This is a genomic window from Bacillus sp. TE9106W, from assembly GCF_054062215.1.
On the sequence record NZ_JBSSFA010000003.1, the window covers coordinates 450,555 to 466,194 of the forward strand.

General features: G+C 34.8%; 14 protein-coding genes and 2 pseudogenes. 9 read left to right on the plus strand and 7 right to left on the minus strand.

The window, feature by feature from the left end; genetic code table 11:
- Positions 1-9: 9 nt before the first annotated feature.
- The 5 genes from ACVWY7_RS08695 (at position 10) to ACVWY7_RS08715 (ending at position 4,290) form a co-directional block, all read left to right on the plus strand.
- Positions 10-471 (plus strand): L,D-transpeptidase, encoded by a 462-nt coding sequence (locus tag ACVWY7_RS08695; protein WP_000735056.1) that lies wholly within the window; start codon positions 10-12, stop codon positions 469-471.
- Between the two features lie 364 nt (positions 472-835).
- Positions 836-1,501 carry a response regulator transcription factor gene (locus ACVWY7_RS08700; RefSeq protein ID WP_000148833.1) on the plus strand — a complete coding sequence of 222 codons (666 nt, stop codon included), beginning with the start codon at positions 836-838 and terminating at the stop codon, positions 1,499-1,501.
- Positions 1,479-2,921 (plus strand): sensor histidine kinase, encoded by a 1,443-nt coding sequence (locus tag ACVWY7_RS08705; RefSeq protein WP_000201982.1) that lies wholly within the window; start codon positions 1,479-1,481, stop codon positions 2,919-2,921. Before ACVWY7_RS08700 ends, ACVWY7_RS08705 begins: the two co-directional genes overlap by 23 nt.
- Positions 2,922-3,060: 139 nt before the next feature.
- The gene (locus tag ACVWY7_RS08710; RefSeq protein ID WP_073524300.1) at positions 3,061-3,963 is read left to right on the plus strand and encodes an EamA family transporter; all 903 of its coding nucleotides are present in this window, start codon (positions 3,061-3,063) and stop codon (positions 3,961-3,963) included.
- 72 nt (positions 3,964-4,035) lie between these two features.
- Positions 4,036-4,290 carry a hypothetical protein gene (locus ACVWY7_RS08715; protein ID WP_000154151.1) on the plus strand — a complete coding sequence of 85 codons (255 nt, stop codon included), beginning with the start codon at positions 4,036-4,038 and terminating at the stop codon, positions 4,288-4,290.
- 41 nt (positions 4,291-4,331) lie between these two features.
- Here ACVWY7_RS08715 and ACVWY7_RS08720 read toward each other — a convergent pair.
- Positions 4,332-4,805 (minus strand): annotated as a pseudogene (locus tag ACVWY7_RS08720) (class I tRNA ligase family protein); the annotation flags it as partial.
- Here ACVWY7_RS08720 and ACVWY7_RS08725 point away from each other — a divergent pair.
- The 4 genes and pseudogenes from ACVWY7_RS08725 to ACVWY7_RS08740 form a co-directional block, all read left to right on the plus strand.
- Positions 4,806-5,387, plus strand: a pseudogene (locus tag ACVWY7_RS08725) (class I SAM-dependent methyltransferase); the annotation flags it as partial. It abuts the pseudogene before it with no gap.
- A 413-nt stretch (positions 5,388-5,800) separates the two neighbouring features.
- Entirely contained in the window at positions 5,801-7,495 is a 1,695-nt protein-coding gene (locus ACVWY7_RS08730; RefSeq protein WP_000878463.1) for a methyl-accepting chemotaxis protein, read from the plus strand.
- A 224-nt stretch (positions 7,496-7,719) separates the two neighbouring features.
- Complete coding sequence (locus ACVWY7_RS08735; protein WP_000008437.1) at positions 7,720-9,411, plus strand: methyl-accepting chemotaxis protein; 1,692 nt, start codon at positions 7,720-7,722, stop codon at positions 9,409-9,411.
- Between the two features lie 117 nt (positions 9,412-9,528).
- Entirely contained in the window at positions 9,529-9,846 is a 318-nt protein-coding gene (locus tag ACVWY7_RS08740) for a metal-sulfur cluster assembly factor (RefSeq protein WP_000076425.1), read from the plus strand.
- 42 nt (positions 9,847-9,888) lie between these two features.
- Here the strand turns inward: ACVWY7_RS08740 and nprB are convergent, their stop codons facing one another.
- From nprB to ACVWY7_RS08770, 6 genes are all read right to left on the minus strand, one after another.
- The gene (gene nprB, locus ACVWY7_RS08745; RefSeq protein ID WP_000745144.1) at positions 9,889-11,538 is read right to left on the minus strand and encodes a neutral protease NprB; all 1,650 of its coding nucleotides are present in this window, start codon (positions 11,536-11,538) and stop codon (positions 9,889-9,891) included.
- Between the two features lie 156 nt (positions 11,539-11,694).
- Positions 11,695-12,393 (minus strand): pirin family protein, encoded by a 699-nt coding sequence (locus ACVWY7_RS08750; RefSeq protein ID WP_073524306.1) that lies wholly within the window; start codon positions 12,391-12,393, stop codon positions 11,695-11,697.
- A gap of 51 nt (positions 12,394-12,444) precedes the next feature.
- Positions 12,445-12,855, minus strand: a complete 411-nt coding sequence (locus ACVWY7_RS08755; protein ID WP_000845475.1) for a MarR family winged helix-turn-helix transcriptional regulator — start codon at positions 12,853-12,855, stop codon at positions 12,445-12,447.
- A gap of 112 nt (positions 12,856-12,967) precedes the next feature.
- Positions 12,968-13,402, minus strand: coding sequence for a DUF3920 family protein (locus ACVWY7_RS08760; RefSeq protein ID WP_000422821.1), 435 nt, complete (start codon positions 13,400-13,402; stop codon positions 12,968-12,970).
- Positions 13,403-13,565: 163 nt separating this feature from the next.
- The gene (locus ACVWY7_RS08765; protein WP_000380209.1) at positions 13,566-14,765 is read right to left on the minus strand and encodes a cation:proton antiporter; all 1,200 of its coding nucleotides are present in this window, start codon (positions 14,763-14,765) and stop codon (positions 13,566-13,568) included.
- Positions 14,766-15,263, minus strand: a complete 498-nt coding sequence (locus ACVWY7_RS08770; RefSeq protein WP_001026065.1) for a cation:proton antiporter regulatory subunit — start codon at positions 15,261-15,263, stop codon at positions 14,766-14,768.
- Positions 15,264-15,640 lie beyond the last annotated feature (377 nt).

Consider the following 15,640-nt stretch of genomic DNA (forward strand, 5'->3'; position numbering starts at 1 on the left):
GAGAACATAATGAAAAAACTATTATTAAGCGCACTATTATCATTAGGATTTTTAACTATCCCATTCACAAATGCTGAGGCAGCTACAACCAGTGATCAGCTTATCGTGAATACACAGTTAAATAAAATGGATTATTATCAAAACGGAAAATTCATAAAGAGTTTTACTGTCGCTACTGGAAAAGCATCTACTCCTACACCTAAAGGTACTTTCCAAATCGTAAATAAAATTAAAAATCGTCCTTATTACACAGGCAAAATTAAAGGCGGCGATCCACGTAATCCACTTGGTGACCGTTGGCTCGGACTAAACATGGCAGGAACTTACGGAACAACTTATGCGATTCATGGTACGAACAATAACCAGGCAATTGGTAAGTGGACAACACTAGGTTGTATTCGTATGTATAACAATGATATACACTGGTTATTTGAGCGTATTCCCCAGCAAGCTACTGTCACTGTAAAATAACCTCAAAGCGCGATTTACGTATAGCCAAGAATTTTATGTCTTGGCTTATTTTATTTCTTCATTTACAGTAGCAAAACAACTGTATTTACATATATAATAGGAATAGATTGTGTTAAGTAACATCCAAACATTGATAAACATGGATATTAAAATTATACAGTTATAATATTTTATAAATTTTAAAATACATACTATAATAGAATTACTGTAATTCTTAAATATTCAGTTTCACTAAACAACTCCCCTTGCTACTTTCATGATTATTTTATGGCGGGGGCTTATTATATGTATAAACAATTTGAGTCATCCGAAAAATGATGAATTCGAATATTGCAGTAAAAAGCGTTATTTAGGAGGTGTTACTATGACGCATATACTGGTGATTGAAGACAACCCAGATATACAAGAACTGATTCGTGAATTTCTAATGGCACAAAACTTTACTGTTGATGTCGTTGGTGCTGGAACAGAAGGTATACTTCTTTTCCAAAAAAATTCATACGATCTTGTCCTCCTTGATGTGATGTTACCAGATATAGATGGCTATAGTATTTGTAAAATTATGCGAGGACAATCTGATGTACCAATCATTATGTTAACAGGCTTACATAATGAAGAAAGTGAAATTAAAGGATTTGAATTAGGTATTGATGACTATATTACGAAACCGTTCCATTACACCGTATTTATTAAACGTGTAGAAGCTGTATTAAGAAGGGCAGCAACGAAGGAAGCCGAAGCTGCAACTATACTACAATTCCATGAATTGATGTTAAATTCTACAGCATATGCCGCTTATGTTCATGGTAATCAAATTGAATTGACAACAAAAGAATTTGAAATTATTTATACTTTACTGCAAAATCGAGGAAAAGTATTATCAAGAAGTGATTTGTTGAATAAGGTATGGGGCTATGAACATTATGGTGATGTAAGAGTTATAGATACACATATTAAAAACTTACGAAAAAAATTAGGAATTCCTTATATTAAAACGGTGAAAGGCATTGGCTACAAAATCGAATCGTAGCACAGACAACATCACCAAAAATATTTTCATCAAAACCTTATTATTTTGTATTCTTTTATCACTTTGTCTTTATCAAATTATTTACTTCTTAGCTTCAGACTACGATAAAGAACGTTTTGCGAAAGAAAATGGACCGTTGTCTACAGAACAAGCGGATTCAAATACACAAAATGACCAAAGTAAAACGAATCAAAATAAAGCTGTATCACAGGGAGACATGTTTAATTTTCAATCTTCTATTATAGATTATAACGCTCTCTCTACAGCTATCAATCATCTTTTGCAGCCTAGCCAAACTGCAAAAGCAAAAGAACATACTCAAAATATTTCGGGGAAAAATAGCGCTTCTGCTCCATCTACAGAAACGGAAAAGCAAGTCGCTACTAATGATGCCTTACATAAACAAAATGCAGCAAGTAAAGCAAATGATGCACAAGATGATCCAAAATTAACAGACGCACTGCAGCAGTTAGCTCCACATATTGGCGCGACAATGCTTGCATTATCTTTGCTCGGATCTTTAATTTATGCAAAACTAATTGCTAAACCTTTTCAATATATGAGTGATGCTTTAAAAGATATTATGAATCTTGATTTCTCAGATAAAAAGCTACTTAACAAAAATACTGATCAAACAGATTTTGATTTACAAGTAGCTGCTTCACAAGTACCAAATATAGTGAAAAATTTACATGCAAGCAATCAAGATTTAAGAAATGAACTCAAAAAGGAGCAACAATTAGAACAATCTCGTAAAGAATTTATGTCTATGGTTTCCCATGAATTAAAAACACCAATCGCAGCGGTTATGGGACAACTAGATGGCATGATTCACGGAATTGGAGCTTATAAAGATCGAGATAAATATTTAAAACGTTCCTATGAAATGATGCAAGACATTAACATATTAACGGAAAAAATGTCGGAATTATCCAAAATACAAAACCCTCAATTTAAACCTGATTTAAAAGTTATCTCATTGACTAATATTATTGAGGATGTTATGAAGAAAGTAGATTATTTCGTATCAGTCAAGCAGTTAAATGTTCAATCTAACATTAAACAAGATGTACAAGTTTTAGCTGATCCTAAATTTATTCAAACTGCCATTTTTAACATTATTTCAAATGCAATTCATTATACAATTGACCATCAGCATGTATATATAAAGCTTTATGAAAAGCCAAACGGTTACGCATTAGAAGTTTTAAATACAGGTTCACAAATAGATGAAGATAAACTTGCCCATTTATTTGAGCCATTCTATCGCGCAAACCCTGACAAACATGGCTTAGTACAAGGCAGTGGTCTTGGGTTATACATTGTAAAACAAATACTAGATAAACATCAATTTCCTTATGGGATACAAAACACGCCTCAAGGTGTAAAATGTTCTATCGTATTCCCAAAAGCAATGTAAAAACCTACTACAATTTCATACCCCAAATTCATACTTCGTATGAGTGGCGGAATTTTGTAGAGTATATGACTCTGTTTCGTTCGCCCGTTATCCTTATTTGGATAGCGGGCGTTTTTTATTATTTAAAAGGAGGATTTTCATGGAAAAATTTAAGTATTCATTACTCGTTTTATTCGGAGCTTGTAGCTACGGCGTACTTTCAACTATTTTCAAACTAGGATTCATTAATGGATTTTCAGCACATCAACTATTAGGAGGACAATATGTCTTCGGATGGATTGGTCTTCTCCTTCTCGTTCTTTTCGCTTCACGTCATAAAGTAACAAAAAAGCAATTCTTTTCCTTACTAACAGTTGGTACAACGATGAGTATGACCGGTATCTTCTACGCTATTTCTGTAGAAGAACTACCAGCATCGATTGCTGTCGTCCTACTTTTCCAGTTCACATGGATTGGTGTAGTCATTGAAGCAATTGCAAATCGAACATTTCCAAGCCGTGAAAAAGTTATATCTATCATTATTTTATTTACTGGTACATTGTTTGCGGGCGGTGTCTTTGAAGGTCTCGGACAAAGCTTTTCCACGAAAGGGATTATCTTTGGTCTATTAGCCGCTGTTTCTTTTTCATTCTATGTTTTTGCAAGCGGGCGTGTCGCTACAGAAGTTCCGCCTTATACGAAAAGTTTTCTTATGACAACAAGCGCTACTCTAATCGTATGCCTATTCTTCCCGCCAACCTTTTTAACAGATGGTGCTTTGCAAGCTGGCCTATGGAAATATGCTTTCTTCCTCGGATTATTCGGCGTTGTCGTACCTGTCATTTGTTTTTCAATTGGCGTACCGAAAGTAGGTACAGGACTTGGTACAATACTAGGAGCAGCTGAATTACCAACAGCCATTATCGCTTCTATTACACTTGTACATGAAGTCGTAACCTTCATGCAGTGGATTGGGATTATCGTTATATTACTTGGGATTTTCACTCCTCAACTTCTTACAGCTAGGAAAGAAAAAAAACGTAATCGCTTGTATAATGCTTAAAAATATTAATTTGCGTATAAATGGAAATAAAGTTATAATGTGGTATAATTTCAAATCTATTTGGGGGTATAAATGACTATTTTAAGCGTAGCCTTTTTTGCCATTATGTGTATCTTCTTCCTAATAAGATATATGAAAGAAAAGAAATTTTACGATGTGCTCATCATTCCTATTTGCATATATGCTGGGGCAGTCAAACCCCCTTTAGTGGAGTACTTAAACTTTAATACTACATTCAAAATAACATATGATATTGCAGCTATTATTCTCGTAATCCTTGCCGTGCTTTTCTTCTTAAAGGATAAGAAAGAGAATCCTACTGCATAACAAAAGACCTTTCATTTACTTGAAAGGTCTTTTTCTCTCTCTCACTTTATTGCTCCATATAGCTTTTCTAACTCACACTCAATTTGTTTTACATCGATTCGTTCAAATAGTGGCTGTACACTATCAATTTTATTCGGCAACGTATGTTGAGGCTCCCAATTTCGGTTCACAATCGATAATGTGTTTCTAATTCTTTCACTTGAAAATGGTAAAAATGGTTCCAGGAGATTTCCAAAATTAGCGATGAGATACACACAATTATAAATCGTTTCTTCGCATGAAACTGAATCATCTTCCCTTTGTTTCCAAGGCTGCCTCTCATCAAAATATTTATTTGCAAAACGTACTGCATCAAATACTGATTCTAGTGCCACCTTAAATTTAGTTTGCTCAATCGCCTCTCCTACATGTTTATATAATCCTTCTACTTTATCTTTCAGCTCTACATCAATACTTCCTTTCGGCATGATACCACCATAATATTTTTCAATAAACTTTAATGTTCGGTTCACAAAGTAACAGTTGTTGATATTTCAGCAAGTAATGCAAAATATGCAAATGAACTTGCTGACGCAGCCGGTGTCTCTATCGAGTATGTCGTTTCTGATGTATTACATGTACAGCTCTCACAATCATTTGATATCGTATTGCTGGAACTTGGTGTACTCCATTATTTTTTAGATTTAAAACCACTCTTTCAAAAAATTGCTACCTTGCTTAAAGAAGATGGAACGCTGATTCTTCGTGACTATCACCCTGTTTACACGAAATTATTAGGAGTAGACCACCCATCATTTCGGGCCAATGGAAATTATTTCGATGAAGAATTGATTGAAGATGATGTTGCTTATAGCATCCTTCTTACAGAAGCACAGAAAGAATCGTTACCTAAAACAACCATCCGCCGCTGGACGCTAGGAGAAATTATTACAACACTTGCAGAAGAACATTTTAAAATTGAAAAACTAGTTGAAGAACACGGGCCTCATCAAAGATGGGTCTTCCCTTCTACTGCACCGGAAGGAATTGAAGAGCGTGTACCGGGTCTCTATACATTAATTGCAACAGCATGCAAAAAAGGATCCCTTCACGGATAGGATCCTTTTTGCATGCTCACGCATATAAGTTGAGGTTGGAGATTACCATAATTCTGTAGAATAGGACACAAGATATTTCAACATTTCGTCTCTGACTTACGTCGTCAAAAAGGGGTATGACCAACATAACGAAGAGTAATGTCTTTAGTTGATACTGATAATCGTTATCAACTAATTAGAAGTATACATGATGTTATTTCAAATTACAATAGCATTTCTCATTTTTATTTATGAATTTTTTGATATACAAATGTATACATTTTAAGAACATTTACTCATATGAATCTGTCATATTCCATTATCTGCTATAATTTTCATTGAACAGATTAATAACTTCATAATGATATTTTTATTAATTCTGCTCTCAATATTTATAAATTATAATAAACAGTTTTTAAAAGGCAGGGGTAACGATGAAATATGTTAGTATTCGAAAAAAACTACTGTTCACACTCTTAAGCATTTCTTCTTTATTTAGCATCGCTCTTATTGTTATTCTTTCATTCGCCATGAGCCAAGCGAGCGAAATTGAAACGTTAAAAAATGATGTATCTAAAAGAGCAACCATTTTAAAAGAACGTGGCGATTGGTTCCAAGCACAAGTTGCTGGTTTACAAGAATATTTACTATCACATGATCAAAAAGGATTAGATAAATTCAACCGTGAAGGAAAAAAACTAGCTGATACGAGAGAAAAAGTAACAAGTGATAAAAAACTCCCAGAAGGAATGAAAGAAGCGATTTTAATGGGGGGTAAATGGCGGAGCGTCATAGATAATGAAGTTCTCCCTCTCGCTCGCGAAGGAAAATGGGACGAAGCATCTAAAATTGCTTTAGCACAAACCGATTACGTAAACGACCTTTTAAGTCGTTTTACGAAATATGCAAATGAAGAAAATGATAAACGTGACGCATTAATTGCTGACGTGGAGTCTTCTTCATCCCTTATTCAATATATTATCTTCTTCTCACTCATTACATGTACAGTAACGTCTATTTTATTAGCATGGTGGTTCTCTGGTAAACTCGTTAAACCGATACGACAAATTGATGAGAAATTAAAAGAATTAGCTTCGCAAGATGGTGATTTAACTGCTAGATTGCACGTAACGAGTAAAGATGAAATTGGTGATATCGCCAATTCCTTTAATCAAATGCTCGCTAATTTACAACGTATCATAAAACAAGTGCAACAAACATCAACAAGTGTAAAAGAAGCATCTGAAAATGTGTTTATCGAAACAACTGCTTCTATGGAAAACACTGCAAAAACCGAAGAGACTATGAATACTCTTGAGCATAATATTCGTTCACAAGTTTCCAGCATCGAAGAAAGTTCAACTGCAATGGACGATATGGCAACGAGTGTTCAGCGTATTGCAGAATCTGCCTCTTCTGTTGCTAGCCTAGCTGTTACAACTTCTGAAAAAGCTGATAGTGGGAATAAAGTCATTGAGAAATCTATTACACAAATGCATACCATTAATGAAGCTGTTAACGCTACATCACAAGTAGTAGAACGACTTATTACACATACAAATCATATTGATACTGCACTTCAATCCATTTCTAATATCGCGGAACAAACAAACTTACTCGCTTTAAATGCTTCCATTGAAGCGGCTCGTGCTGGTGAACATGGAAAAGGTTTCGCTGTTGTTGCCGATGAAGTACGAAAACTTGCTGAACAATCTCAGCTAGCAGCTACTGATATTAACCATTTACTTCATCGAATTCAAGAAGATACAAAAATAGCAAATGAAATGATGACGCAAGGTCAGTCAGAGGCCTCTGAAGGCATTACAGTCATTCGTACCGCTGGATCTTCATTCTCAGAAATTGTTAACCACATTAATAAAGTCTCTACACAAATGCAAGAAGTGTCTGCAACTGCTGAAGAAATGGCCGCAAGTTCTGAAGAAATGAATGCAGCTTTAAATAACATCGCTTCTATTTCAAATGAGGTTGCCGCCGAAACATCACAAACAGCAACTTCAGCTGGTGACCAAGTAAACAAAATGAGTGTCGTTGCTAAAAAAGCGTCTGAAATGAAAACGACTGTGCAAGAACTTGAAGTTCTCGTTTCTCATTTCAAAACAAACATTTAAAGCGAAACTTTCATTTATATTTTTAGGAGTTCTAAACTAGTAAAAAGAGGGATTTACACTCTCTCTTTTTTCAACTTAAAATATTTCTTTCTATCTCCCATTCCGTCTGCTATAATTCCTAAAGGAAAGAAGAAAGCTTTATTCCAAATGGAGTAAAGCTTTCTTTCAATTTTTTACATTAATTAATTCTAATACTATGATTTCATAAAGGAGGCTTTTATCATATGAGTTTTATTAGCATTCGAAAAAAACTAATGTTCATGATGGGAACGATTTGTGCTTTATTTGGCATCGCCTTAGCTTTTATTTTATTTTTTGCTAGTGATCAATCTCGTCAAGCTGAAGCATTACAAAAAGAAATTTCTCCTCTGGCAACACAATTAAAAGAACGCGGGGATGCTTATCAAGTACAGCTCTCTGCTTTAAGAGGTTATTTATTACAACATGATCAAGTTGAATTTGACAAATTTAACGAAATGAGTAAACTTCTTGAAGATAAGAAAGATGAGCTTCTTTCAAATCCTAACCTTTCTCAATCTGTAAAAAATACAATGGAATCAGGATCAACTTGGAGAAAATATATTGAAGAAAAAGTTTTCCCTCTTGCAAAAGAACAAAAGTGGGAAGAGGCCCTGCAAGTAGCTTATGCAGAAAATGGTACTGTTTATAAAGTAATTGGTGACTTCACAAATTACAGTAATGAACAAGCTAAGTTACGTGATCAATCTATTAAAAAAATTGATCAATCTTCACTACAAATTGAATATGTTGTTTTCTTATCACTTGTTATTTGTATTATTGTAGCTATGATTCTTGCATGGTGGTTCTCTGGTAAACTTGTAAAACCAATTCAACAAATTGATAGTAAACTAAAAGAATTATCATCTCAAGAAGGTGACTTAACAGCCCGCCTACAAGTAAATAGTAATGATGAAATTGGTACGATCGCAACATCATTTAATAAAATGTTAGAAAACCTACAACACATCATTAATCGTGTTCAAAAAACATCTGTAGAAGTACAAAACGCTTCTGAAAATATGCTAGAAAAGACGAATATATCACGCGAGGCAACGATACGAGTTCAAAGCTCGATGTCCAATTTAAATGAAAGTATTCAATCGCAAGCCTCTAGCATGGAAGAAAGCTCAACTGCAATGGATGATATGGCAGTAAGTGTTCAGCGCATTGCTGAATCTGCTTCATCTGTAACTGAACTTGCTGTAGCTACATCTGAACACGCTAACGACGGAAGTTCGGTTATTCAAAAATCTGTGTCACAAATGACAACGATACATGATGCTGTAAATGCTACATCAGAAGTGGTCGAACGTCTAATCACTCACACGAAATATATTGATACAGCTGTACAATCTATTTCTAATATCGCGGAACAAACAAACTTACTTGCTTTAAATGCATCTATCGAAGCAGCTCGTGCTGGTGAACAAGGAAAAGGTTTCGCTGTCGTAGCTGACGAAGTTCGAAAACTTGCTGAACAATCTAAAACAGCGGCAACAGATATTAACCAATTACTACATCAAATCCAACAAGATACTGAAACTGCTAGCTCTATGATGTCACAAGGGCGTTCTGAAGCATTTGAAGGCATTCATGTTATTCGTGAAGCTGGCAATTCTTTCACAACGATTGTGGAGCAAGTAAATAAAGTTTCTACTCAAATGCAAGACATCTCAGCAACTGCTGAAGAAATGGCTGCAAGTGCTGAAGAAATGAACGCTTCACTGAATAACATCGCTTCTATTTCGACTGAAGTATCTAGTGAAACAGCGGCAACAGCACAATCTGCTGAGCAAAAAGTCATTACGATGAATGAGATGACACAAACAGCTAAACAAATGAAACAAACAGTTGAGGAATTAGATCAACTCGTATCTCATTTCAAAACTGAATAGCCTTAAAAAAATATCCCTCTTCCAAAAGGGATATTTTTTTGAGCTCATTCCCTGCATATTATACACATTTCCGTTATAATGAGAATCGATATCATTAAAATGCAGGAGGTGCTACTTATGTCACAAGAAGCATTTGAAAATAAATTATATGCCAATTTAGAAGCTGTTATTGACCCTGAACTAGGTGTTGACATTATTAATCTTGGATTAGTTTATGACGTTACAGCAGATGAAAATAATAATGCTGTTATTACGATGACGATGACTTCTATCGGCTGTCCAATGGCTGGGCAAATTGTATCAGACGTAAAAAAAGTATTATCAACGAACGTACCTGAAGTCAATGAAATAGAAGTAAATGTCGTTTGGAATCCGCCCTGGTCTAAAGAACGCATGTCACGTATGGCGAAAATTGCATTAGGTATTCGCGACTAACTACAGAAAGACCTGACATCCTAGTCAGGTCTTTTTCTCTTATTATTTTACGCCTACTGCATCATAAGCTTTCGTTACAGCTTGTACAGCTTTAGAATCTTTACCATATAAATCTTCAGCTGACTGAAGTGCCGCTTGACGCATCATCTTAAAGTCAGAGTTTGCAGTTAAATACTTCGTAAGAGCACGGTAATAAATTTTCTCTGTCGCTTCACGTCCTACTCCAGTTACTTTCACACCGTAATGCTCTCCGCCATCAGATACTAAATAGGCAGCTTTATTGTTAATACTACTGTTAATATGAACGCCGCCATTATCAGCTGTTCCAGTGTAGCGTTTATTGTAATGATCTGGGTAACCTTCACCTGGTTTTAATGGATTTGGAATAGACGCTGGATCTTTCAGAGAACGAAGTGCATCACCAGGTTTTCCAGGTGTATAAATGTCAGCACCTAAATCCCAGCTCTTCTTCTCAACCATGACACCCATAATATCAGATAACGATTCATTTAACGCACCTGACTCATTTTTATAAACAAGATTTGCTGTATGTTCCGTTACAGCATGCGTTAATTCGTGACCGATAACATCTAATCCAGCAGATAATGGAATAAATGTCGTACCATCGCCATCACCATACATCATTTGCACACCATTCCAAGCTGCATTATTCCAGCTTTCACCTACGTGAACCGAGGAAATAAGCTTCGCACCTTTATCATCGAACGAGTTACGATTAAATGTCTTTTTGTAGTAATCATATACTTTTCCTGCATTTACATGCGCATCAACCGCTGCTTTGTCATCAAAGAACTTATTCTTACTTTCTACTTCAACACCTGTATGTCCGAACCATTGGGAGAATATATTAAACAAGTTTTCATCCATATTCTCTGCATCAAATGTATGAACACCTTGTCCACGTTTACCATCAAATAAATGGAATGCTCCTGTTTTCTCATCTTGAGCAATTTCAAATGATTGCCTAGCTCCTAGTACTCCGTAACCAAATCCTGTAATGTGATCTACAGCATTATATTTCTCAATCACATTTCCATTCGTTGCATCAACAAAATAATGCCAATATCCTGGAGCTGGTTTTGAAATCGACGCTTTTACTAAATATGCAAGATAGTAATTTCCATCTTTTTCATAAACAAATAAATCTTTTTTCACACCGTCATAATTCTTTACTTTACCCACTTCTTTTTCAATATCTGCCTTTGCAATCGTTTCTGCTTGTTCCGCACTAATGCTTGCAAACTCAGGAATATTTTTATCCTCTAAATTCGGAATAACTTGTCCGAAGAATGCTTTTACATTATTTTCTTTATCTAGTGTAACAGTTTGGTCTGAACCATATACAGGAATGTTATTATGTTTCTCAACTAGCTTCACGTGTGTTGTGCCAGATTCAGCATCTTTTTCTTCCCCAACGACATTGAAATGTTTATCAATATTTCCTGCTAATTTAAACATGTCTTTTTTACTCTCTAAATATTGAAAGACTGTCTCTTTTTTATCTAGTCCTTCCGGTGCTTTCCATTCTTCACCTATGTATGCAGGCGTTTTAAATTCTTGATGATATTGAATTTTTTGTTCTTCCGCTTTCGTTGTCGTTGCTCCAAATGTTCCAAATCCCCCGGCGATAACAGTTAACGCTAATGCTGATGAAATGACTTGCTTTTTCACTATAACATTCCCCATTCCCTAAAGATTTTTGACACTTTTATACAATTCTTATTTTTTTAGCTAATACCTTTTTCCATAATTTGAGAAAGTTTTTTCTGACAATTCCACTCAAAAAAAGAGGACATCCTATCGGACATCCTCTTTTTTACAAACATTTTATTGCTTTTTCAATTCAATTGCTAAATAGTGTGATTGCTCTTTCGCTTCAATATGAATATCTTCTTCAATCGCTTCTGCTGCATCACGCATAACAAGTGTCTCACCATTGATTACACTACTTCCTTCAATTTGAACAAGATACAACTGACGACCTTCTTTCACCGGAAAATGAATTTCTTTTCCTGCTTCTAACGATAAAGAATATAAATTCGCATCTTGATGAATTTGAATTGGTGCCTCTCCTTCTAATGGAGATACCATATGGAACCATTCGTTTTCACGCTTACTCCAATCAAATTTAAACTCACCATAGTTTGGCTTATGATCTGCACGGTCTGGTAAAATCCAGATTTGTAATAAACGTAGTGTTTCATTTCCTAAATTATGCTCACTATGAAATACACCTGTGCCAGCACTCATATATTGAACATGTCCTCGCTCAATTGTTCCGCGGTTCCCCATGCTATCTTCATGTGTTAAAGTACCGTCTACAACGTACGAAATGATTTCCATATCGCGGTGTGGATGCATATCAAAACCAGTTTGCGGTGCTACTAGGTCATCATTAATAACACGTAATGCTCCAAAGCTCATGTTATTTGGATTATAGTAATTCGCAAAGGAAAAATGAAAATGTGTATTTAACCAACCGTGATTTGCTCTTCCCATATTTTTATGATCAACTTTTCTAAACATATCCTTCACCTCATATTATCTCGAATTCAAGATTTATTTCAAAAATTTTTCTCACTGTAATTTTTTTAGTAATTGTAATAATTGATGTTGTTCTTCTACATTTAAATTTTGAAACTGTTCCGCTTGGAATGTTTCTTGAGGCGGGATGATTTCTTCATATAAAACTCTTCCCTTTTCTGTTAACGAAATATATTTCGTAGTACCTTCTTGTTCACGACGAATCCACTCAAGCTGTTCCATTTTATTTAAAAGCTGCGTAATATTTCCTTTCGTAACAAATAGCTTATTTCCAAGCTCTTGCTGCGTTAAACGATCATGCCCTCCAACTTGAGCTAGTACATCAAATTGCGCGGCAGATACATTCCATTTCTTCAAATGCTGATTCGTCTCACGAATACTTTTGTTGTAAAAACGTGATAAACGAAACCATAATAGTAAACCTAGTCTATCTTCGGTTTTCATTCCATCACCTCGCTCGTTTTATATCATTAGTTTAGAACTAAACTTCATAAAAGTCAATTACTTATTTTTAGTAAGAAACAAAGAAAGCACAGCGCCATTTCTCCACTATGCTTTACATTAACTTTCTATTTTTATATTCACCTAATTTCCTCTCCGCGAACTTCCTCGCATCTTTCTCAATCCATCTTTCTTCGTAAGTTTCACTTCCGACATACAATATTTCACTCTTATGCTGCATCGCATGACGAAATTCATGTAGCAATGTTTTGAGCACTTGCTCATACTCTTCCCACATACAAACAAAAATTAATTGCTTTTCTTTATGATAAAAACCACCTATCGGGAATAGAAACTCTTCCTCCTCTTCCCCTAATGATCGAAGTACATAATTCGCATCACACGTATCACAAAAAATAACTGGCGTTTTACATATTTCAATAAGTGAAAACAAATCATCCCTAAGCCTTTTGACATCCCAAGGAAGCTCCGAATCCAACACATACCAATTCTCCACCTGTTGATATACATTTTGAAACTGGAGTTCCATTTCTCTTTATTCCCCTTTCCAAGCACCTTTTTCTATATGTATGCCACAATATGGTAAATATTAAACGTATTCTTTCATCCTTAAAAAAATGCCAATAAAAAAGGGATCTATGTCGACATAGATCCCTTTTTCATACATATTTTGTACTTTGATTTTTAAAAATTTAGCTTTTCTTCATATCCCACTTAAAGATTTTATTTAACAATTTATATACATTCTTTGACTCTTTCGTCAGAAGTGGACCTAAGATCGATAGTATAAGCACGTATAATGCTGAGAATGGTTTCAGTACTGACATTAAACCACCCGCGATACCAATATTGGCCATAATGATGGAGAATTCTCCTCTTGAAACAATTGTTAATCCAATATTTGTTGATGCTTTATGAGATAATCCAGCTTGTCTCCCAGCAATCATCCCCGCTACAAAGTTTCCGATGATTGTAAGAAGGACAGCACCTAACGTTAACCATATTGCCCCTCCTAATGAAAACGGATCAATACTTAATCCGAAACTGAAGAAGAAAATAGCTCCGAAAAAGTCTCTAAATGGAACGACGAGATGTTCAATTCTGTCACTATGCTCTGTCTCAGAGAAAACTAACCCTAAAAGAAGTGCTCCAATTGCTTCGGCAACGTGAATTGTTTCTGAGAAGCCTGCAATAAAGAATAACGAAGCAAATACTACAATAATGAAAATTTCATCTGAACTAATATTAAGCAATTTATTTAATAACGGCGTCGCCTTTCTAGCTACAATAAAGAATAGAAGCATATATCCTAAAGCAATTCCAATTGAAGTAAGGGCACCTAAAAAGGAAGCATGATCCCCTAGAACTAAACCAGAAACAACTGATAAATATACAGCAAGGAATATATCTTCGAACATAATAATTCCTAAAATTAATTCGGTCTCATTATTACCAGTTCTTCTTAAATCTACTAACACTTTAGCTACGATAGCGCTAGAAGAAATCGTAATAATACCCGCAATAATTAAGATTTCTAGTAGAGGGAATCCCATGATAAATCCGTATAATAACCCAAGTGAAAAGTTAATTAAAATATAGATTGTTCCACCAATCGCAATAGAACGTCCAGATTTAATTAGTTTTTTCATTGAAAACTCTAGTCCTAGATAGAACAGAAGAAACAGAACGCCAATCCGTCCAAGAAACGAAATTACATTTGCACTTTCAATAAATTTGAAATCGATCACACCTATTGTCGGCGCATGTGGTCCCACTAGCATCCCAAGAACAATTAGAAATGGAATTACTGAGAATTTAAACTTTCCAGCAATTACTGCCGCAATTGCCACTAAAACTAAAGCTGTACCAACTTCAAAAATTAACGTATCCATCTAGTCAGTCCCCCTATTCGAAAGTAACTCATTAATAATTTTTTTAATTTCTTCTCTCTCACCAGAAACTACAAGCATATCGCCTTCTTCTATTACCGCATCTGGTCCTGGATTAAATAGCTTTTTCATATTTTTCTTCATAACTGCAATGATCGTTACGCTATAGTTTTTTCTTATTTCAAGATCACCAATTGTTTTTCCGATTGCTGGCGCTGCATTCTCTACTTTAAACCACTCAATCGCCAACCCTTCAAAGACCATTTCAACATTTTCTAATGCTCTAGGCTTATACACCATTCCACCTAATATTGCTGCAATTTGTCTTGCCTCTGAGTCGCGTAATGAAATACTTGAGATACTTTCTTCATGATCTGAATCAAAATGATACATTTCTCTACGCCCGTCATCATGAATGACAATTACCATCTTTTCGTTACCTTTCGTAACGATTTGAAATTTGTAACCAATACCCGGAAGTTCACTTTCTCTAATATTCATATTTAGCTCCTCCACAACATTTTTTATTCGAATTTTCTGTTTTTCTGTCTTTTATTCATCCAATCCATTTTAGAAATTCTAACCATTCAGGATACCTGTGATTTGGAAATCTTTTATTGTAATAATAAGTGGCTCCTAAAAAGATACTAAAAGATGTAATGATAAAACATATATTACTTCTCATTTTCAAACTCTCAAGGCTTACTTTTCATAAAGATTCTTCTTTCAAATCATCCCCTCTTTCTCGCTTTACATTTAGTTTTTTAAAATGTAAATAATTCTAAAAATATTATTATGTAACATAATCATAACATAAAATAGATTTAAGTAACGTGATTTTTTAGAAAAATTGATTCTCGTATATTTTTTGCATATAA